Annotated in this window: 20 protein-coding genes; 9 read left to right on the top strand and 11 right to left on the bottom strand. The window is 62.3% G+C overall.

Features of this window, described 5'->3' with window-relative positions; all coding sequences use genetic code 11:
* Nucleotides 1-144 precede the first annotated feature (144 nt).
* Together BLU35_RS00095 and BLU35_RS00090 are read right to left on the bottom strand one after the other, a co-directional pair.
* Entirely contained in the window at nt 145-1,626 is a 1,482-nt protein-coding gene (locus BLU35_RS00095) for a sensor histidine kinase (RefSeq protein ID WP_058323625.1), read from the bottom strand.
* A gap of 548 nt (nt 1,627-2,174) precedes the next feature.
* The gene (locus tag BLU35_RS00090; RefSeq protein WP_093231826.1) at nt 2,175-4,175 is read right to left on the bottom strand and encodes a methyl-accepting chemotaxis protein; all 2,001 of its coding nucleotides are present in this window, start codon (nt 4,173-4,175) and stop codon (nt 2,175-2,177) included.
* Nucleotides 4,176-4,569: 394 nt separating this feature from the next.
* Between BLU35_RS00090 and rpmH the strand changes: the two genes are divergently transcribed.
* From rpmH to BLU35_RS00060, 6 genes are all read left to right on the top strand, one after another.
* Complete coding sequence (rpmH, locus tag BLU35_RS00085) at nt 4,570-4,704, top strand: 50S ribosomal protein L34 (protein WP_077962533.1); 135 nt, start codon at nt 4,570-4,572, stop codon at nt 4,702-4,704.
* Nucleotides 4,705-4,724: 20 nt separating this feature from the next.
* Complete coding sequence (gene rnpA, locus BLU35_RS00080; RefSeq protein ID WP_057248057.1) at nt 4,725-5,123, top strand: ribonuclease P protein component; 399 nt, start codon at nt 4,725-4,727, stop codon at nt 5,121-5,123.
* On the top strand, nt 5,123-6,916 hold the full coding sequence (yidC, locus tag BLU35_RS00075) for a membrane protein insertase YidC (protein WP_058329074.1): 1,794 nt from the start codon (nt 5,123-5,125) through the stop codon (nt 6,914-6,916). The genes rnpA and yidC overlap by 1 nt, the downstream gene beginning before the upstream one ends.
* A gap of 156 nt (nt 6,917-7,072) precedes the next feature.
* Complete coding sequence (locus BLU35_RS00070; RefSeq protein WP_093231823.1) at nt 7,073-8,005, top strand: DMT family transporter; 933 nt, start codon at nt 7,073-7,075, stop codon at nt 8,003-8,005.
* A gap of 56 nt (nt 8,006-8,061) precedes the next feature.
* On the top strand, nt 8,062-8,715 hold the full coding sequence (gene yihA, locus BLU35_RS00065) for a ribosome biogenesis GTP-binding protein YihA/YsxC (protein WP_093232288.1): 654 nt from the start codon (nt 8,062-8,064) through the stop codon (nt 8,713-8,715).
* A gap of 160 nt (nt 8,716-8,875) precedes the next feature.
* Nucleotides 8,876-9,415, top strand: a complete 540-nt coding sequence (locus tag BLU35_RS00060) for a DUF1269 domain-containing protein (RefSeq protein ID WP_057248054.1) — start codon at nt 8,876-8,878, stop codon at nt 9,413-9,415.
* Nucleotides 9,416-9,554: 139 nt separating this feature from the next.
* Here BLU35_RS00060 and msrB read toward each other — a convergent pair whose 3' ends face one another.
* The 4 genes from msrB to BLU35_RS00040 all read right to left on the bottom strand — a co-directional run bounded on the left by msrB (nt 9,555) and on the right by BLU35_RS00040 (nt 12,203).
* Nucleotides 9,555-10,055 (bottom strand): peptide-methionine (R)-S-oxide reductase MsrB, encoded by a 501-nt coding sequence (gene msrB, locus BLU35_RS00055; RefSeq protein ID WP_058329076.1) that lies wholly within the window; start codon nt 10,053-10,055, stop codon nt 9,555-9,557.
* 162 nt (nt 10,056-10,217) lie between these two features.
* On the bottom strand, nt 10,218-10,775 hold the full coding sequence (locus BLU35_RS00050) for a fasciclin domain-containing protein (protein WP_058329077.1): 558 nt from the start codon (nt 10,773-10,775) through the stop codon (nt 10,218-10,220).
* 169 nt (nt 10,776-10,944) lie between these two features.
* Complete coding sequence (locus BLU35_RS00045; RefSeq protein ID WP_093231822.1) at nt 10,945-11,667, bottom strand: anti-sigma factor; 723 nt, start codon at nt 11,665-11,667, stop codon at nt 10,945-10,947.
* Nucleotides 11,664-12,203, bottom strand: coding sequence for a sigma-70 family RNA polymerase sigma factor (locus BLU35_RS00040; protein ID WP_058323631.1), 540 nt, complete (start codon nt 12,201-12,203; stop codon nt 11,664-11,666). The genes BLU35_RS00045 and BLU35_RS00040 overlap by 4 nt, the downstream gene beginning before the upstream one ends.
* Nucleotides 12,204-12,360: 157 nt before the next feature.
* Here BLU35_RS00040 and argB point away from each other — a divergent pair, with 157 nt between their 5' ends.
* Nucleotides 12,361-13,248, top strand: a complete 888-nt coding sequence (argB, locus tag BLU35_RS00035) for an acetylglutamate kinase (RefSeq protein ID WP_058323632.1) — start codon at nt 12,361-12,363, stop codon at nt 13,246-13,248.
* Nucleotides 13,249-13,336: 88 nt separating this feature from the next.
* Here argB and BLU35_RS00030 read toward each other — a convergent pair whose 3' ends face one another.
* The 5 genes from BLU35_RS00030 to BLU35_RS35990 form a co-directional block, all read right to left on the bottom strand.
* A complete protein-coding gene (locus BLU35_RS00030) occupies nt 13,337-14,104 on the bottom strand; it encodes an isocitrate lyase/PEP mutase family protein (RefSeq protein ID WP_093231821.1) in 768 nt (255 codons plus the stop codon).
* A complete protein-coding gene (locus tag BLU35_RS00025; RefSeq protein WP_093231820.1) occupies nt 14,101-15,180 on the bottom strand; it encodes a bifunctional transcriptional activator/DNA repair enzyme AdaA in 1,080 nt (359 codons plus the stop codon). The genes BLU35_RS00030 and BLU35_RS00025 overlap by 4 nt, the downstream gene beginning before the upstream one ends.
* 76 nt (nt 15,181-15,256) lie before the next feature.
* The gene (locus BLU35_RS00020) at nt 15,257-16,171 is read right to left on the bottom strand and encodes an EamA family transporter (protein ID WP_093231819.1); all 915 of its coding nucleotides are present in this window, start codon (nt 16,169-16,171) and stop codon (nt 15,257-15,259) included.
* A 57-nt stretch (nt 16,172-16,228) separates the two neighbouring features.
* Complete coding sequence (locus BLU35_RS35995) at nt 16,229-16,723, bottom strand: sterol desaturase family protein (protein WP_286161435.1); 495 nt, start codon at nt 16,721-16,723, stop codon at nt 16,229-16,231.
* Nucleotides 16,638-17,021 carry a hypothetical protein gene (locus BLU35_RS35990; RefSeq protein ID WP_286161417.1) on the bottom strand — a complete coding sequence of 128 codons (384 nt, stop codon included), beginning with the start codon at nt 17,019-17,021 and terminating at the stop codon, nt 16,638-16,640. The genes BLU35_RS35995 and BLU35_RS35990 overlap by 86 nt, the downstream gene beginning before the upstream one ends.
* Before the next feature lie 156 nt (nt 17,022-17,177).
* Between BLU35_RS35990 and BLU35_RS00010 the strand changes: the two genes are divergently transcribed.
* Nucleotides 17,178-17,891: a pyrimidine 5'-nucleotidase gene (locus tag BLU35_RS00010; protein WP_093231818.1), complete on the top strand. Its 714-nt coding sequence runs from the start codon at nt 17,178-17,180 to the stop codon at nt 17,889-17,891.
* Between the two features lie 127 nt (nt 17,892-18,018).
* On the top strand, nt 18,019-18,540 hold the full coding sequence (locus tag BLU35_RS00005; RefSeq protein WP_176907092.1) for an EF-hand domain-containing protein: 522 nt from the start codon (nt 18,019-18,021) through the stop codon (nt 18,538-18,540).
* Nucleotides 18,541-19,009: the final 469 nt, after the last annotated feature.

Genomic DNA, 19,009 nt, shown 5'->3' with positions numbered 1-19,009 from the left:
ACTTGCTGTGGACAGTCGCTACGACTGCGGTGCAGCAATGCCCTGAAAAGCAGGGTGTTGCGCCGCGGAAGCGGCCCCGGAAAAATTTGTTGGAGGCGCCAGCCTTAGCGGCTACCCGCCTCATGGGGCGGGAATTGCCGTGCGCTAGTGGCGAAACTTCGAGCGGAATGCGTCGAGCGGCACCGGCCGGTCGGGCAGTTCGATGCGGAAGAGCGTGCCGGGCGTCGGCTTTTCGACAAGCGCGATCGTGCCGCCATGGGCAAGCACCAGCTCGCGCGCGATCGCGAGACCAAGTCCGGTGCCACCGGAGCGGGCCGAGCCGCGGAAAGCGGCGAACAGGTTTTCCCGCGCCTTCGGCGGCATGCCGGGGCCGGTATCGTCGACGGAGATGGTGACGACGCTGCCGATGCGCATGGCCGACACCGTGACAAGCCGCGGACGGCCGTCCTCCGGCTCATGGTTGGTAAGGGCCTGGACGGCATTGCGGCAGATATTGTGCACCACCCGGAAGAGCTGCTCGCTGTCCGCATCGACCTCGATGTCGTCCTGCATCTGGATCTGGAAATCGATGCCCGCCTGGGGATCGATCGCCAGCAGTTCGGCGACATCGGAAACAAGCGGCTTCAACGCCACGAAGCGGCGATGCGGCTCGGCCTCGGTGGTGCGGCCATAGGAGAGGACCTCGCGCGTATAGCCGACAGCCCGGTCGATGGTGCGCAGCAGGGTCGGGGCGAAACGCTTGACCACGGGATCATCCACGTCGGCCAAGCGGTCGGAGATCAGTTGTGCCGAAGACAGAATATTGCGCATGTCGTGGTTGATCTTCGACACGGCAAGGCCAAGCTCGGCAAGGCTCTTCTGCTGCTTCAGCGTCTTCTGCAACTCGCGCTGCATGCTGGCGAGATGCTGGCCGGCGACGGCAAGCTCATCTCGCCCCTCCGGCGGCACGAGCACCCGACCCGGATCGGCCGGATCGTCCGAGAATTCCTGCATGCTCGCCGTCATCCGCCGGATCGGCGTGATCAGCATGCGGTTGATGGCGAGGAAGATCAGCGCCGCCGTGATCAGCGAAATGATAAGTGACAGGACAAAGACGTTGCGCGAATAGACGAGCATCGCCTTGCGCAGGCTCGCATCCTTCATCAGGAGCTCGATCGTCGCGTCGCTTTCGCCGAGCGGCCCGTAGACACGGATCACACGATCGCCGCCGAAGAGCAGGGTATCGAAGGCATCGCGGATCGCTGCAAAGGCCGTGGAATTGGCGACGTCGTATTCGCCTTCGATCTCAAGGGGCATGTCGGTGAGCGCGATCATGCGCGACGCATCCTTGCGGCGGATGACGATCGCCTTGGTGCCGGTCGCCATCAGCGTGTCCTTCTGCACGCTGCGCGGCAGCTCGACATTCTGCAAGCCGTCGACAACGACGGCAGCGGCGGCAGCCGTGTTCAGCCGATCCTCAAGCCAACGAATGCGCATGGTGGCGACAGACGGCGCGAAGATCAGCACCTCCGCCAGCATGACGAAGACGATCGTCAGCAGGAGCAGCTTGCCGGAAAGGCCCCGGAAGAACCCCGCACTCGTCTTCAGTGGCTCACTTGCCGTTGCCGGACGCGTCTCTTCCGCCATGCCTTACAAACTTCCCTGCCCGTCAACCAAAACGCCCGAGAGCCCGCACACGTGCCCGAGCCAATCGGCTTCGCGCCAAGGGTCCATAATAGGAGATGGCCGTCTGTTTTCCAATCTCGGAGCGGCCGGGCGGGGTGCGACATAGGCGCGGACATCATTCAGTGTCGCGCCGTTGGCAATTGCAAAGGACCACATCCCGCTATCTCCCTCCCCTCGCATCGCCGAAGCGAAATCTTCGGCGCGCTGCCGCCTCGGTCTGGCCTACCTGCACAGAATCCGGATCGGTGTAAGTCACCCAGGGAACAGTGCTGCAATCCTCTGGGCCGGTGCTTCGCGGGGGCAATGACGCCAGACCGGCGGCTGGCATTCGAGGCTGCCAAGACAGCGAACCCGCGGCACCATGACGGTACCGCGGGCTCCGATCACCTGCAGCGCCGCGCGTCCTCTCAGACGCGCAAAGGTCGCTGTAATGCTTTCAAGTGCTGCCTGCTTTCGCCCCTAATCGCCTACCACTTGCGGAAACAAGCAGTAGCGAGGCAAGGCGCCGATCAGAACTCTTGCCAATCGTCCTTCGCCACAGCCGCAGCGGAGCTACCGCCAAAGGCACGGGCGACGTTGCCGATCATGCGGCGCGCCGGCGATTCGACCGGGAGGGCGATTTCACGCGCGACGACCACCGGCCTTGCCACGGTATTGTCCACCTTGAAGTAGGCGATCAGGTTGGCGAGGTTGTTGGCCTCGGCGGAGAGCTTGTGGGTGGCGGCATTCGCCTCTTCAACCATCGCCGCGTTCTGCTGGGTCACCTGGTCCATCTGGTTGACCGCGGTGCTGACTTCGCTGAGGCCCGTCGACTGCTCGCGCGCCGCCGTTGCGATCGAGTGGATATGATCGTTGATCTTCAGGACGCGGTCTTCGATCTCACCAAGAGCCGAACCGGTTTCCTGAACCAGCCGGACGCCGGTCGCCACTTCGCTGCCGGACTTCGAGATCAACGACTTGATGTCCTTGGCGGCACTTGCCGCACGCTGGGCAAGCTCGCGCACTTCCTGTGCGACGACCGCAAAGCCCTTGCCCGCATCACCGGCACGCGCCGCCTCGACGCCGGCGTTCAGCGCCAGGAGGTTGGTCTGGAAGGCGATTTCATCGATCACGTTGGTGATCTGGCCGATCTCGCTCGAAGCCTGCTCGATGCGCCCCATGGCGTCGACAGCGTTGCGTACGACAGCGGCCGACTGCGCGGCGCTGTGCTTGGCCTCGTTGACCATGACGGTCGCTTCCTGCGCCCGCTCGGTCGAGCTCTTCACCGCAACGGTGATCTCGTCCAGGGCGGCCGAGGTTTCCTCGAGGGCCGCGGCTTGCTGCTCGGTGCGCTTCGAGAGGTCGTCGGCTGCGGCACGCAGTTCGGACGAGTTGCCGTTGATCGTGTCGGTCGTCACGCGGACTTCACGCAGCGTCTTCTGCAGCGTCGACAGCGTTTCGTTGACGTTCTTCTGCAGTTCGGCGAAGACGCCCTGGAAATGGCCGTTCATGCTCTGGGTCAGGTCGCCGCCCGCAAGGCTCGCGACCACCCGGCGGGTCTCGGCGATGCCCGCATCGACGCTGCCGACCAGTTCGTTGACGCTTTTCGCGAACCGGTTGAGGTCGTCGTTCTCGTAGTCCTTACCGATGCGCTTAGTGAAATCGCCGGCGGCAGCGGCCGCCACGACGACGCCGATGCTCGACTGGAGGTCGGCGCTCTTTTCACGCAGCACCGCTTCCTGTGCGTTGAGGTCGCGAACGGCAAGGCCGTTCTGCTTGAAGACCTGCACGGCCTGGGCCATTTCGCCGATCTCGTCCTTGCGGCCTGCGAAGGGCACGTCGACGGTTAGATCGCCGCCAGCCAGTTGCTTCATCTTGCCGGTCAGCTCGAGGATCGGGCGGCTCAAATGGTTCGTTGCGATATAGAAGGCCGCGCCGAGGCCTGCGAGCATGCCGAGGCCGGCGATGGCGAGAATGGTGATGATGACACTGCGCTCGAAGGTGGCAACGTCAGCCGTAACGACTTCAAGCGTCTTCAGGTTTATGTCGACAACGTCGTCGATCTGCTGCTGGAAAGCCTTGCGGTTCGCGCGATTGGCATCGGTGTTGCCCTGCTCGTTGGCGGCCTGCGGCGAGACCTCCTCGCCAAGCCGCGCCGTCTCGACGCGGAAAGTCTTGAACTCCGCGGCGCGGGCGACCAACGTATCGAAGGACGCTTTCGTTTCAGCCGGGATCAGCGGGCGCCACTCGGTGAGCAGCGCGTCGATCTTGTCGAGGTTCTTGCGGATGCCTTCGGCGAAAGGCTTGGCCTTCTCGATGGTCGGGGCGGCGTAAATACCACGCGATTCCATGACGACCGCGGTCACCAGACGGTTCAGGCGTTCCGCGTTGAAGGCGCGCGTCGCAACATTCTCGTACTGGTGGAATTTCTCGTTGTATCTGCTGACAGCGACCAGCGACATCCCGGTCACCGCAACCGCCAGCAGGCTCATGATCCCGACGATCAGATAGATTTTACCGCGTATTTTCATCCCGACCTCCACAAGGTCGCGAGACCTGTCCGCTTATCGGACACGCCGCCACCCCATTGCACCGAGGCGACCCTAAAATAGCCGTAGTTAATAAAACTCGTCGCAGCCGGCAGGCATTCTGGGGAGCGCCGGTTAGAGTTCTGTTTACCAATCTCGGCTAGATGCCCGCCTTTCGCGCGCCTGTGACACGCCTCAATCCAGTGTGCCGGTTACTTTTACGATCCCGCGGCCACTGAATCGCCGGCCGCAATTGACTTTCCGGGAAATTTCCCCTTATAAGCCGCGCACGTCCGGTCAAGCCCTCCTGCCCGCAAGGCGGAGCCGCGTCCGGTAACGTAAACGCTCCTTGCTACACGCAAACCCAAGAAGGGCCGCACACCGCGGTATTAAATAAATGAAGCGTACCTACCAACCGTCCAAGCTTGTCCGCAAGCGTCGTCACGGCTTCCGTTCGCGTATGGCTACCAAGGGTGGCCAGAAGGTCCTCGCAGCCCGCCGGGCTCGTGGCCGCAAGCGTCTTTCGGCTTAAGCCGAAACTGCCCGAAACCAGTGTCCGGGCACATGACGTCAGATAAAGACAAAACGACTGTCGGGCGGCTGAAAAGCCGTCCGCAGTTTTTGGCCGTTCGGGCAGGAGAAAGCCGTAGAGGCCCCTTGTTTCTCCTCGAAGTGCTCGACCGCAACGATCCGGAGGGCGAAGCCCGCGTCGGCTTCACCGTTACCAAGAAACACGGCAATGCCGTCGAGCGAAACCGGATGCGCCGACGCCTGAAAGAGGCGGTGCGGCTTTCCGCCGGGTTTGCAATGAAACCCGGACACGACTATGTGATTGTCGCCCGACGCGATCTCCTGAACGCCCCCTTCGACGCCTTGACCCGGGGGCTTGGCGAGCGCATCGAAAACAAGCCGAAACAGAAGCGGCCGCCGGCCGGTTCCAGGAAACCATGATGGAAAAAAACCGCAACTATTTCGTGGCGATTGGCCTGTCCGTGCTGATCCTCATTGCCTGGCAGTTCCTTTACGTCAATCCGAAGATGGAAAAGGAACGCATCGCTGCGGAAGCCCTGCAGGCGCAACAGGCGCAGTCGCAGTCGCAGCCAGCGACCCCGACGCAGCAGCCTTCGGGCCAAGCTCTGCCGGGCAGCGGTGCAATTCCGGGCGCCGGCGAGAACCGCGACCAGGCAATTGCCAAATCGGCCCGCGTTGCGATCGACACGCCAGCCCTTTCCGGCTCCATCAACCTGACCGGCGCGCGCTTCGACGACCTCAAGCTCAAGGAATACCGCGAGACGGTCGATCCGAAGAGCCCCGTCATCACCCTCTTCAGTCCGGCAGAGACCACCGACGGCTACTTCGCCGAACTCGGCTATGTCGGCAGCGATGCGACCGGCAGCGTGCCCGGCCCGCAGACCGTGTGGACGCTTGCAGGCGGCGACAAGCTGACTGCGGCGACCCCGGTAACGCTGAGCTTCACCAACGAAAAGGGCGTCACCTTTACCCGCACGGTCTCGGTCGACGACCACTACATGTTCCAGGTGGTCGACAGCATCAAGAACGGCACGGCCGAGCCGCTGGCGCTTTCGTCCTATGGCCGCGTGACCCGCTTCAACAAGCCGACGACGCCGAGCGTCTACGTGCTGCATGAAGGCTTCATCGGCGTCCTCGGCGAACACGGCCTGCAGGAACTGAAATACGGCAAGATCGAAGACGAAAAGTCCGTCGAACCCGGCAAGGCGACCGGCGGCTGGCTCGGCATCACCGACAAGTACTGGGCAGCAGCGATCGTCCCGCCGCAGGCGACCCCTTACGACACTCGCTTCACGCACTTCACCGATGGCCGCGCCCGCTACCAGAGCGACTACAAGAGCGACGCCGTGACCGTGGCCCCCGGCCAGACGTCCGAGGTCAAGAACCTCGTCTTCGCCGGCGCCAAGGAAGTTCCTGTCGTCGACAATTACGAAGTGGCCTACTCGATCCCCAACTTCGACAAGCTGATCGACTGGGGCTGGTTCTACTTCATCACCAAGCCGATGTTCAAAATGATGGATTTCTTCTTCCGTCTGTTCGGCAACTTCGGCATCGCGATCCTGATCACCACGATCGTGGTCAAGGGCCTCTTCTTCCCGCTCGCCAACAAGCAGTACGCATCGATGGCGAACATGAAGAAGGTTCAGCCGAAGATGGAGGAACTGAAGAAGAAGTTCGGCGACGACCGCATGGGCCTGCAGCAGGCGATGATGCAGCTCTACAAGGACGAGAAGATCAATCCGCTGGCGGGCTGCTGGCCGATCCTCATCCAGATCCCGGTGTTCTTCGCACTCTACAAGGTGATCTACATCACCATCGAGATGCGCCATGCGCCGTTCTTCGGCTGGATCCACGACCTCTCGGCGCCCGATCCGACGACGATCGTCAACCTCTTCGGCCTGCTGCCGTTCGACGGTCCGACCTTCCTGCATCTCGGCGTCTGGCCGATCATCATGGGCGTTACCATGTTCGTGCAGATGCGCATGAACCCGACGCCGCCGGATCCGACCCAGGCAATGCTGTTCACCTGGATGCCCGTGGTCTTCACCTTCATGCTGGCATCCTTCCCGGCCGGTCTCGTGATCTACTGGGCCTGGAACAACACCCTTTCGGTGCTCCAGCAGTCGATCATCATGAAGCGCCAGGGCGTGAAGATCGAGCTCTTCGACAACCTGAAGGGCCTGTTTTCGAAGAAACCCAAACCGGCGGAATGACGCCGGCAGGCACGACAATCCCAGAGCCCCGGACCACGGTCCGGGGCTTTTTCGTTTCTACGCCATCGCGCGACACGCAATGGCGTTGACGCGGGCGCGCGGCGCGGGCATCAGGCGATATCGAAATCTCTGCGCCTTGCTCCAGGACAATTTGCCATGACCGACCCGTCGGCCACCTCCGCTCCGTTCGCCGCCAACGAGAAGCTTGGCGCCCTGCTCGTCTTCGGCTCGGCCTTCTTCTGGAGTTTCGGAGGAGCCATCGCCCGCTTCCTGGAGATCCCCGACAGCTGGACGATCGTCTTCTGGCGCTGCCTGTTTGCCGGCCTCTTCCTACTTGCCTTCATGCTGGTGCGCGACGGACCGCGCGGCACGCTGGCACTCTTCAAGGGCATGGGCTGGCCGGGCATCGCCGTCGGGCTCTGCTTCACCATCGCCTCGACCTCCTTCATCATCGCCATTTCCTATACAACGATCGCCAATGTCGTGCTGCTTGGCGCCGGCGTGCCGCTGTTTGCGGCGCTGATGAGCTGGGTCCTGTTTCGCGAGCGGGTATCGCGCTTCACCTGGGGCGCGATCACGGCCGTCATCGTCGGGGTCGCGATCATGGTGTCGGAGAGCCTGACGGGCAGCGTGTCGCCGGTCGGCGATGCGCTGGCGCTGCTGATCCCTGTGGTCTTCGCGCTGGCAACCGTCATCACGCGCCGCTATCCGCATGTGCGGATGACGCCCGCCACCTGCTTCGGCTGCTTCGCGGCCAGCGCCATTGCGGGGGGCCAGTCTTCCGGGCTTGCGGTGACATCGGGCGAATTGGCACTTCTCTTCGTCTTCGGCGCCTTCAACCTCGGGCTTGGCATGGCGCTCTTCGTCACCGGTGCCCGGCTGGTACCTTCGGCGCTGGCCGCCCTGCTCGGCACCGCCGAAACCGTGCTCGGTCCCGTCTGGGTCGCGATCATTCATGGCGAAGTGCCGAGCAGCCGAACGATCATCGGCGGCACCTTCATCTTTCTGGCGCTGCTTGCCTATCTCTTGAACGAGTTCCGGAGGGCGCAAACCATCCCCACACGGCCGGTCCGCACGCCGACGCCTTGACATCCACGGCCAAAACCGGGAAGCCATGGACTTTCTCGATGAAGGACCGACCGCCGATGGCCGAAAGCAAAACCAAAGACGACAAGCCGTTGTTCGGCCGGCCGTGGATTTTCATTCGCGGCGTGCCCGCCATGAAGTTCCTGCCGCCGGAAGGCCCGGTGGAAATCGCCTTTGCCGGCCGCTCGAATGTCGGCAAGTCGTCGCTGATCAATGCGCTGGTCGGCCATAAGGGGCTGGCAAGAACCTCCAACACGCCGGGCCGCACGCAGGAACTCAACTACTTCGTACCCGATGGCTATTCCGGCGAGGCCGACGACCTGCCGCCGATGGCGCTCGTCGACATGCCGGGCTACGGCTATGCCCAGGCGCCGAAGGAGCAGGTCGACGCCTGGACGAAGCTGGTGTTCGACTATCTGCGCGGCCGCTCGACGCTGAAGCGCGTCTATGTGCTGATCGACTCCCGCCACGGCATCAAGAAGAATGACGAGGACGTGCTCGCCCTGCTCGACAAGGCGGCTGTTTCCTACCAGGTCGTGCTCACCAAGACCGACAAGATCAAGGCCGCCGGCGTGCCGCGGCTGACCGCCGAGACGCTCGAGAAGATCAAGAAGCATCCCGCAGCCTTCCCGGAGGTTCTCTCGACCTCCTCGGAAAAGGGCGAGGGGATCGACGAACTGCGTGCCGCGATCGGCACGGCGATCGCCCGCTAAGGGGATCCTGGAAAGCGTTCGAAGCGCGTCTTGAACCGCGCGCTGCGCACGGGGTCGATCGACCCAAAGTCTTTGATCTCTGTCACTACCCCGACATGCAATCCGCTCTATCTCTGCGTTGCGTCCACATCGGTGGCGCGGCCAGAGATAGGAGAAAGTCATGTCCGATTTGATCGTTGTCGGGTTCGATTCCCCTGAGGAAGCCGATAGGGTTCTGGTCCGGCTCGCCGGGCTGAAGAAGGAATACCTGATCGACCTCGAGGACGCGGTCGTGGTCGTGCGCGACACGGAAGGCAAGGTTCATCTCAAGCAGAGCCTGAACCTGACGGCCGTCGGTGCCACGTCCGGGCTGCTTTCCGGTTCGATCTGGGGCGGGCTCGTCGGCCTTCTTTTCCTCAACCCGCTGGCGGGCTTTGCGATCGGCGGCGCGCTCGGCGCCGGTGCCGGCGCCCTCTCCGGTTCGCTGACGGACTACGGTATCGACGACGAGTTCATCAAATCGCTCGGCAACACCATTCCAAACAATTCCTCGGCACTGTTCATCCTCGTGCGGAAGGTTCAGCCTGAGAAAGTGCTCGCCGAATTCCCGGACCTGCGCGGCCGCGTCCTGAAGACGTCGCTTTCACCGGAACAGGAGCAGAAGCTGCAGGCTGCACTCTCCGGCGCCGCGGCAGCCTCGCCGCCGGCCGGGTCGTTCTGAACATTCGGAACGCCCGATGCTACTGAATGTCTCAGATCGACCTCGATTCAAGGACGAAGACATGCAGTAAATCAAAGTGCTACAGCGACCGTTGCGCGTCTGATAAGACGCGCGGCGCTGTAGCGCACCAGCCGGAGTGCTAGCTGGATTTGGCGGCCGGTACGAAGGCAAGCGCCAGGCCATTGATGCAATGGCGCTTGCCGGTCGGCGGTGGACCGTCATCGAAAATATGGCCGAGGTGCCCGCCACAGCGGCGGCAATGGCACTCCGTGCGGGTCATGGACAGGGAAGTGTCCTCGCGCGTTGCCACGGCGCCGGGCAATGACTGCCAGAAGCTGGGCCAGCCGGTGCCGCTGTCATACTTCGCCTCGGACGAATAAAGCGGAAGCGCACAACCGGCGCATTGGAAGAGACCCTTGCGCTTCTCGTGGTTGAGAGCGCTGGTGAAGGGGCGCTCGGTATCCTCATGCCGCAGGATTCGGTATTGGTCGTCGGTCAGAACCGCCCGCCACTCCTCATCACTCCTAACGATCTCGAAGGATTCGCCGCCGGCGGCCCGGGCGAGCGGCGTGAGACTTTGGATTATCGGCACCGCGGCGAATGCGGAGCCCGCCAACAGGAAGACGCGCCGGTTGATCATGAAAGCCTCCCCTACCGATCCTTTCGCCAGCATAGCGGCCGGCCACAACGACGGCAAACAATGCGGATCAAAGCACCGTGAGGCGCGGTTCGAAAAAGCCAGCGACCGCCTGGCCGCTGGCAAAGCGCCGGGACGACGAACCGCCGCCTCAGCGCAAGCTCGTCAACCCTTCGGCAGCAGCACCTTGTCGATCACATGGATGACGCCGTTCGACTGCTTGACGTCGGCGATCGTTACTGTCGCCGTGCCGCCGGTCTCGTCGGTCAGCATCAGCTTGCCGCCATCCTCCCTGGCCTTGAGAACGCAACCGCCGACGGTCTTCACGTCATGTTCGCCACCGTCGTCCTTGATCATGCCTGATATCGCCGAGGACATCGCGTCGGCGGCAACAACGTGGCAAGTCAGAATCTTGGTGAGCTTCTCCTTGTTTTCCGGTTTAAGAAGTGTCTCGACCGTGCCCGCGGGCAGCGCGTCGAAGGCGGCGTTCGTCGGAGCGAACACCGTGAACGGGCCCTTGCCCTCCAAGGTTTCTACCAGACCGGCTGCCTTGACGGCCGCGACCAGCGTGGTGTGATCCTTCGAATTGACGGCGTTCTCGACGATATTCTTCTCCGCATACATCGGCGCGCCGCCGACCATCGGATTTTCGGCATGGGCGACAAGTGCGCTTGCCGCAAGAAGGGACGCTGTCGCCAGAGTGCGGATAGCAGACGTGAACATCTTTCTCTTCCTTCCTGTTGAGGGAGGCGACGCGTGAGCCGCCCCGCCGAAGCTGCCGTTCCCACCGCGGGAACATAACAAGCAACGGAAGCACGAGAGAAAGAGTTTCAGGAATTTTCCTGAAACGTATCTATCTGATAGAAAATGGTAATTCTTGCTCTGTGGCGGATTAGAGGTTTCGCGCCTTGCCGAGCGCGATGATCGGCCCGGTCGCCGATCCGGTCGGCGATCCGCCCAGTGGTTCGACGCTGACGGCAAGAACCGAGCCTGCCGAAATTCTCGACTGGAAGGCGGATGGAACGGTGATCTCGCCTTCGCCGGACTGCGGCAGCACGCCGAGCGAGATCGCCGGATTGCTGCCATTGATGAGCCAAAGCTCGAGCGATTTCTGCTCCGCCTGCCTTGCTGCAACCGGCGTTACCTTCAGCCGCCCCGATGCCAGATCGAAGTGGGCGACGAGATCGATGGCAGTGCCTTTGCCGGCGAGTTCCGCGACGAGCGAGGTGCCGGCCGAAGGCGCTTCGAACAGGCCGGCGAGCGAAGCGCCCATGACCATGACAGCGGCCAGCGAAGCCAGTGCCAGGCTCCGCCAAAGGGCCAGTGAATTCCACAGCCCGCGGCGCGGCGCGACCGGCTCGGGCCGCGCCGTTTCGAAGAGACGCCGCTCGATTGCGGAAAAGCTCCTGGGTGGGGGCACCACCGCGTCATAGGCCTCGTCGAAGGAGGAGAGATTGCTCTGCCAGCGGTCGACCATTGCGGCGAAGTTGCGATCGGAAGCAAGACGGGCCTCAACCTTGCGCCGGTCGTCAGCGGACAACACGCCAAGCACATATTCGCCGGCGATCACCTCATCGCGGCGGAAATCTCGGCCCTCTGGGGTTGGTGTCGTCATCGCTCCATACACTCTCGCAACTTCATGAGGCTGCGCCTCAACCAAGTCCGCATCGTGTTCAGCGGCACAGCGAAGGTATCCGCCAGTTCCTGGTAACTCAGACCTTCGACATAGGCACGCCGAACCGCCTCCGCGCGGTCCTTTTCAAGCTCCTCCATGCAGGCATCGATCCGCCTGCCCTCTGCTCTGACGACCGCCGATTTTTCCGGATCGGCAGCAGGATCAGCCAAATCGTAGGCTTCGTCAATCGCGTTGGCGGCCGGTTTTCGCGCCCTGACGACGTCGATCGCCTGATTGCGTGCAACGGCCGCCAGCCAGGACGTCGCCGCCGCCTGTCCTTGGGAAAATCGGTCAGCCCGCTGCCAGATCTTGACGTAGATTTCCTGCAGCGCTTCTTCCGCTTCACCCCGATTTCCGAGGATACGAAGGCAGATGCCGAAGAGTTTCGGGCTCGTCTGCCGGTAGAGTTCGGCGAAGGCGTCGCGATCGCCAAGCGAGACGCGACCAAGCAACGCGGCTACATCCTCCTCGATCATTCAGCGTGCGCCCCAAAATCTCGTCCGTAAACAGAGATAGGGCGCGGATCACAATGCACCAGCCATCTCCGTCATTCCGGCTTTATATTGCTCGCCGATCATTCCATCGGTCCGGAACTTGCGCTAAACAGCAGCCGGTATTTTTCGAGGGTCCGCCATGTCCGCCAATGAAAGTGAAATCCAGGCACGCCTGCTCACCCAGGCCCTGCCCTACATGCAGCGCTACGAAAACAAGACGATCGTCGTCAAATATGGCGGCCATGCCATGGGCAACAGCGAGCTCGGCCGCGCCTTTGCCAGCGACATCGCGCTTCTGAAGCAGTCAGGCGTCAACCCGATCGTCGTGCACGGCGGCGGCCCGCAGATCGGCGCGATGCTGACGAAGATGGGCATCGAATCGAAGTTCGAGGGCGGCCTGCGCGTCACCGACGAGAAGACGGTCGAGATCGTCGAGATGGTGCTTGCCGGCTCGATCAACAAGGAGATCGTCGCGCTCATCAACCAGACGGGCGAATGGGCGATCGGCCTTTGCGGCAAGGACGGCAACATGGTCTTCGCCGAAAAGGCACGCAAGACCATCAAGGATCCGGATAGCAACATCGAACGCGTCCTCGATCTCGGCTTCGTCGGCGAAGTGGTCGAAGTCGACCGCACGCTGATCGACCTGCTCGCGCGCTCGGAGATGATCCCGGTCATCGCACCGGTGGCGCCCGGCCGCGACGGTCACACCTACAACATCAACGCCGACACCTTCGCCGGTGCCATCGCCGGTGCGCTGAACGCCACGCGCCTCCTGTTCCTGACGGATGTTCCCGGGGTTCTCGACAAGCAGGGCAACCTGATCAAGGAGCTCTCGGTTTCACAGGCCCGCGCGCTGATCGCCGACGGCACGATCTCCGGCGGCATGATCCCCAAGGTCGAGACCTGCATCGAGGCGATCAAGGCGGGCGTCCAGGGCGTCGTCATCCTCAACGGCAAGACGGCCCACTCGGTGCTGCTCGAAATCTTCACCGAGCGCGGCGCCGGCACGCTGATCGTGCCCTGATCGGCTTTAGCGACCTGCACCGTATCAAACAAAGAAGCGGGAGACGGCATCGGCCCTCTCCCGCTTTTCTTTTGAGGGCGATGCCCGATCAGCCCTTGTAGATCTCGGTCGCTGCGGCTTTCAGCTTCTCCATCATCGCCCGGTAGGGGAACGGGCCATGGCTGATGCGCGCGACGCTGGCGCGGGCAAGCGTCTTCACGTCGGGCGCTGCCGGCCGCATCATGATGTTGACCGGCAGGCTGGAGGCGGCGCAAACCTTGGCGATCAGGCCTTCGTCCACCAGCCACGGCACGAAGAAGCCGTTAGCGCCTGCTTCGGCGAAAGCCTTGCCGCGCGCGATCGCCTCGTCGACGAGGCCGCCGTGCCGCGTCTCATCGCTCTCCTGTAGGAACAGGTCGGTGCGGGCATTGATGAACAACGGGATGCCGCGCCTATCGGCCATCTCGCGAATGGCGCGGATGCGTGCCGCCTGCTTGTCGACGGCATGCACGCCGCCCTTGCCGACCACCTGGTCCTCGAAGTTGATGCCGATGGCACCGACATCGAGAATGCGGGAGACATTGGCGGCACCTGTTGCCGGATCGTCGGAATAGGCGCCTTCGAAGTCAACGGTGACGGGCAGCTCCGTCGAAGCCACGATCAGCCGCGAAACATCGGCGAGCCACGCCATCGGCACCTTCTCGCCATCGCCGAAACCATGGGCGGCCGCCACCGACCAGCTTCCGGTGGCAAGAGCCTTGGCACCGGCTTCGGCCACGGCCTTGGCGCTGCCGGCGTCCCAGATATTATAGAGCACCACCGGGTCGCCCTTCCGATGCAGGGCAGCAAAGGCGAGCGCCTTTTCCTTCTGGCTCATTGCATTTCCTCCACGAACAATCCCTTGGGTTTCAGTTTTCCTTCGTGCCGGAGCAGCCATTGCTTCCGCCAGAGCCCGCCGCCATACCCCGTCAGTGAACCGTCCGAGCCGATGCAACGGTGGCAGGGGATGACAATGGCGATCCGGTTGGAACCGTTGGCCTTGGCCACGGCACGCGCGGCCTGAATCGTATCGACCTCGCGGGCAATGTCACCATAGGATCGCGTTTCGCCGACGGGAATTTTTGCAAGCTGCGCCCAAACGTTGCGTTCGAAGGCCGTGCCGCCCGGTGCGAGCGGCGTTTCGAAAGCACCCGTTTTGCCCGCGAAATAGCCGTTGAGCTCGCTTTCGATCTGGTCGATCGGCGCCGTTCTGCCTGATACAATGGCCGAGCGTGTCCCTTTCTTCAGTTTCTCCAGTTCGGTCGGCAGCGCCTTGCGGTCGTGGAACTCGAGCAGATGCACATGCGTGGCATCGGCAACGGCGACCATGGGCCCGAGCGGCGTTTCGATCCAGTCGGAGAAAAGCAGGGCCCTCCCCTGCGCTGCCGCCGGTGCGTCGCCGAGCAGGTTCTGGAATGCGGCACGAAAGCCGCTTGGCGATTCGTATCCGGCCTCGAGCTGGGCATCGATCACCCGGCCGCCGTCGGCAAGCTGGCGGGCGGCCAGCCCCAGGCGACGATGACGCGCGAGATCGAGGAAAGTGATGCCGAGGCTGCGCTTGAAAGCGCGCCGGACCGTCGAGGGATCGAGGCCACGACGAACGATATCGTCCTCGCTCCAGCGCCGTTCCGGTGCCGCTTCCAGCGCCTGCAGCAGGTCCTCGACGAGCGGGTCCTTGGCGCCGAACGTCGCGAGCGGCCGGCAGCGCTGGCATGGACGGAAACCCGTCTCCAGGCAGGTCCCGATAGAGCCCACGAAGATCGTGTTCTCGCGCTTCGGTTTGCGGGCGGGGCAAGACAGGCGGCAGAAGACGCCTGTCGTCTTGACGCAAACGAAGGCAGCACCTTCGTATTCGCTGCTTCGCGCGATCAGCGCGTCGTAGAGCGTTTCATCGGAGGGAAGATCGAACAACATGCAGGCGTTCTACCACGCCCGCATGCGCGAAGGCGCCGGTTTTCGGGCGCCTATTTTTTCAGATCAGCACGCGTTTTCAGATCAGTACGAGCATCACCACGCCGAGCACGATCAGCAGGCAGCCGAAAAGTTCGAGCCGGTTGATCCATTCGCGGAAGATGAAGAAGGACGAGGCGAAGGTGAAGAGCATTTCCACCTGCGCCACGACCTTGACGACAGCGGCCTGCTGCAGCGTCATCGCCATGAACCAGCCGAAGGAGGCGGATGCGCCGACGAAGCCGACGACGAAGGCGGGCTTCCAGGCGGCGGTGATGCGTGGCAGCTCGTCACGCTCGCGAAGCACGATCCAGATCAGCATGACCACGGTCTGCAGCAGGATGACGAATCCGAGCGTATAGCTCGCCTGCATGATGTAGTCGGGCGCCGGAAGGCTCGGCGCGAGCGCCAGTGAGGCCGAACGATAGGAAACGGCCGAAAGACCGAAAAACGTGCCTGACAGCAGACCGATGCCGGCCGTGCGGCTGAACACGGAGGTCACGAGCGTGCGTGGGCTGAGTGTCGTGCGCGCCACCGAGATCAGCATCACGCCGACGACCGAGATGGCGATTGCCACGAGGGTTCCCTGGCTCGCCTTTTCACCGAGGAAGATAAGGCCAAACACCGCCGCCTGCGCCGGCTCGGTGCGGGAATAGGCGGTGCCGACAGCAAAGTTGCGGAACGAGAAGAGGTGGACGAGCAGGAAGGTCGCAGCGATCTGCGCCAGCCCGCCGATGACAGCCCAGAGGTAGAAGGTGCCATTCGGCACTGGAAGCGGACGACCGGCCACCTGCCAGAGCAGAAACAGATAGAGAGAGGCGAAAGGCAGGCCGAAGCCGAAGCGCACGAAGGTCGCGCCCGTCGTGCCCATGACGCCTTTCAGGTGTTTCTGCATGGCCGAGCGGACATTCTGAAGGAATGCCGCAGCGACGGTGATGAGGACCCAGGTTTCCATGGCTGCGAGCTAGCACGCGGCTCCCGGCATTGCCAAGGCCCCGCGCACTCCAGCGTTTCAGTCCGCCTTTTCCTGAGCCTCGGCGAGCACAACGGACGGACTGATCGCGATCCGCGGCGCCTCGTCCTCAAACGTCTTCACGCGCTGATCGTAGTTGGGTGCGAGCGTGCCGAGCACACGATCCCAGAACGAGAAATAGTTGGCGTAGTTGTATTTGAAGCCTGAATGGTGCTGGTCATGGAACGTCGTGCACAACAGGGGAGACGGATAACGGGCCGTCGACGTGGCGAAATACTCGAAGCCGCAATGCCCGATCATGCCATTGAAATGCTCGAACAGCCTATGCCCGATGAGGATCACTGGCGGAAACGGCACGACGAAAACGACGACGGCGGAAAAGCTCTGAAGCAGGAAGTTGTCGAAGACATCTTCCGAATAGGTACTCCAGATCGTCGGCGCGACGCTTTTATGATGCAGGGCATACAGCGGATACAGCCACTTGGTGTGCAGCAGCCGGTGCATGAAATAGAACCAGGCATCGTAGAGGATCATGCTGAGCACGAAGAGCGGCACCGCCCACCACCAGCTGAAAATCCCAGGGTGCCGGCGCCCAGCCTTTCTGCTGCGCATAGAGGCCGATCGTCAGCGGCAGGCAGGCGCTGAACATCGATGCCAGGCTCTGGCGGATCTCGGCCTTGCGCCGCTTGTCGGAGCCACGTCCCTTCTGGATCTTTCGCTCCGGATTGCGCTCGTTGAGCCAGGTGATGCCGTAACCGAGCGCGAAATAGGTCACGACAGTAAACGAGTAGAATCCGAACAGAAACAGCAGATAGAGCAGTTCGTCCGACATTGGCACCTACATTCCCCCGAGCCAAAACCGCGCGCCGGAAGATGCCACGCCGGTTTGACAATTCAAAGTGGAATTCTATGCGCCAGCATTGCGGCCCGAGCAGCGATTTGCATTTTTCTCATTTGCCGCCACCTTTCCCCATGTCATAAGGCGGTCATGAAAAAGCTCAACCGCCTGCCGAACCAATCCGACTTCGCCCATGTCACCGACTGGGTCTTCGACCTCGACAACACGCTCTATCCGCACCACGTCAACCTGTTTGCGCAGATCGACCGCAACATGACGGCCTATGTGGCGAAGCTTTTGTCGCTGGACCCGGCCGATGCGAAGAAGCTGCAGAAAGACTACTACCGCGACCACGGCACGACGCTCAAAGGTCTGATGATCCACCACGGCATCGACCCGAACGAGTTTCTCGAGCAGGCGCACGCGATCGACTACTCGATCGTACCGCCGGATCCGGCACTCGGCGAAGCCATCAAGTCGCTACCGGGCCGCAAGTTCATCTTCACCAACGGCAGTGTCGCGCATGCGCAGATGACGGCGCGCGCGCTCGGGATCCTCGACCATTTCGACGACATCTTCGACATCGTCGCAGCCGATTTCGTGCCGAAGCCGGCTGGTGAGACCTATGACAAGTTCATGAGCCTGCACCGGGTCGACACCCGGAACGCCGTGATGTTCGAGGACCTGCCGCGCAACCTCCTGGTGCCGAAGGCGCTCGGCATGAAGACGGTGCTGCTGGTGCCGCACAACCTCGAATATACGTTCGCCGAATCCTGGGAGAAGTCGAACGATACCGACGAGCAGATCGACTACTTGACGGAGGACCTCACCCGCTTCCTGCGCCACGTCCTCTCCGATCTCTGACCGACACAATTTGGCCGGCAAAAAACCTCTTTCCGGCCAATGACTTAAATTACGAAAGTTTAACTGGAACGGCGCGCTTCACCGGCTATCCTTTCGATCAGGGACAACCCGATCGAAAGGAAGCATGATGCCGAACAAGATCCTGATCCTTACCGTGACCGCGCTCTCAGTCGCCGTCACCGGCATGGCCGGCCCCTCTTTTGCCGCGCGCGAAAAGATGACGCCCGAGCAACGGGGCGAGCGCATGATCCAGCGGCTCGACACCGACAAGGACCAGAAGGTTTCGCTCGCCGAGTTCCAGGCGCGGATCTCCGACAACTTCAAAACCTTCGACACCAATGGCGATGGCCAGATCAGCGCCGATGAGATGAAGGCCAAACGCGAAGCCTTCCGCGAGGCACGCAAGGCCTGGAAAGAGGCCAAGGACAAGACTGGCACCGAGCGCGAAGCGGCCCTTGCCAAGGTCAAGGAAGTTCGCCCAACGATGCTGCCGGGTCTCAGGCCGAAGGCCTTCAAACGCATCGACACCGATGGCAATGGCTCGCTCAGCGCGAGCGAAGTTTCGAGCGCCGCCGAGACCATGTTCAAGCGGCGAGACAAGAACGGTGACGGCGTCATCGACGCCGCCGACTTCACCAGGAAGATCTGACGGGAGCATCCCCCTCTTTCCACCGCCCGGTGGAGAGGCTCCTGCCTGACCCATAGCCCCTTGCAACCCGCGCAAGGGGCTATGTGTATTATTGAACGCCGCGCCTAGATCATTTCATTGTTTCATCGAAACACTGAAGTGATCTAAGTCTTTGAATTGGCGCACTTCCAGACGGAAACCGCTTCACATTTTCCTGGAATTGCTTGTCTTATGACATTGGCTGCCGAACAGGTCAGAACGGAACCGCTGCGGGAGGGTCGCCGCCCTCCCGCAGCGGCGAGGGTCGGATCGTTGGAATTGCGGACCTTTTGATGGGTCGAGCTAGAGTCGGATCGCCCTCGTCTTTCCCTTGAGGCCTGAACGGATACCCGGAGTTCGGCTCCGGATGACAAGCACAGGACAAGCGAAAGATGATGAACGATAGCATCGGGGTCGACATCTCGAAAGACCATCTCGACGTCCACAGGCT

The sequence above is a fragment of the Sinorhizobium sp. NFACC03 genome, assembly GCF_900103435.1.
GTDB lineage: Bacteria > Pseudomonadota > Alphaproteobacteria > Rhizobiales > Rhizobiaceae > Ensifer.
This window is presented reverse-complemented; position numbering and strand designations above follow the sequence as displayed.

Coding starts and splice junctions, on each gene's coding strand:
- argB (WP_058323632.1), top strand. CDS start 12,361: ATGTCCGCCAATGAAAGTGAAATCCAGGCACGCCTGCTCACCCAGGCC.
- BLU35_RS00070 (WP_093231823.1), top strand. CDS start 7,073: ATGACCGACCCGTCGGCCACCTCCGCTCCGTTCGCCGCCAACGAGAAG.
- msrB (WP_058329076.1), bottom strand. CDS start 10,055: ATGATCAACCGGCGCGTCTTCCTGTTGGCGGGCTCCGCATTCGCCGCG.
- BLU35_RS00010 (WP_093231818.1), top strand. CDS start 17,178: ATGAAAAAGCTCAACCGCCTGCCGAACCAATCCGACTTCGCCCATGTC.
- BLU35_RS00060 (WP_057248054.1), top strand. CDS start 8,876: ATGTCCGATTTGATCGTTGTCGGGTTCGATTCCCCTGAGGAAGCCGAT.
- BLU35_RS00045 (WP_093231822.1), bottom strand. CDS start 11,667: ATGACGACACCAACCCCAGAGGGCCGAGATTTCCGCCGCGATGAGGTG.
- BLU35_RS00025 (WP_093231820.1), bottom strand. CDS start 15,180: ATGTTGTTCGATCTTCCCTCCGATGAAACGCTCTACGACGCGCTGATC.
- yihA (WP_093232288.1), top strand. CDS start 8,062: ATGGCCGAAAGCAAAACCAAAGACGACAAGCCGTTGTTCGGCCGGCCG.
- BLU35_RS00090 (WP_093231826.1), bottom strand. CDS start 4,175: ATGAAAATACGCGGTAAAATCTATCTGATCGTCGGGATCATGAGCCTG.
- yidC (WP_058329074.1), top strand. CDS start 5,123: ATGGAAAAAAACCGCAACTATTTCGTGGCGATTGGCCTGTCCGTGCTG.
- BLU35_RS00050 (WP_058329077.1), bottom strand. CDS start 10,775: ATGTTCACGTCTGCTATCCGCACTCTGGCGACAGCGTCCCTTCTTGCG.
- BLU35_RS00095 (WP_058323625.1), bottom strand. CDS start 1,626: ATGGCGGAAGAGACGCGTCCGGCAACGGCAAGTGAGCCACTGAAGACG.
- BLU35_RS00030 (WP_093231821.1), bottom strand. CDS start 14,104: ATGAGCCAGAAGGAAAAGGCGCTCGCCTTTGCTGCCCTGCATCGGAAG.
- BLU35_RS00005 (WP_176907092.1), top strand. CDS start 18,019: ATGCCGAACAAGATCCTGATCCTTACCGTGACCGCGCTCTCAGTCGCC.
- BLU35_RS00020 (WP_093231819.1), bottom strand. CDS start 16,171: ATGGAAACCTGGGTCCTCATCACCGTCGCTGCGGCATTCCTTCAGAAT.
- BLU35_RS35995 (WP_286161435.1), bottom strand. CDS start 16,723: ATGATCCTCTACGATGCCTGGTTCTATTTCATGCACCGGCTGCTGCAC.
- rpmH (WP_077962533.1), top strand. CDS start 4,570: ATGAAGCGTACCTACCAACCGTCCAAGCTTGTCCGCAAGCGTCGTCAC.
- BLU35_RS00040 (WP_058323631.1), bottom strand. CDS start 12,203: ATGATCGAGGAGGATGTAGCCGCGTTGCTTGGTCGCGTCTCGCTTGGC.
- BLU35_RS35990 (WP_286161417.1), bottom strand. CDS start 17,021: ATGTCGGACGAACTGCTCTATCTGCTGTTTCTGTTCGGATTCTACTCG.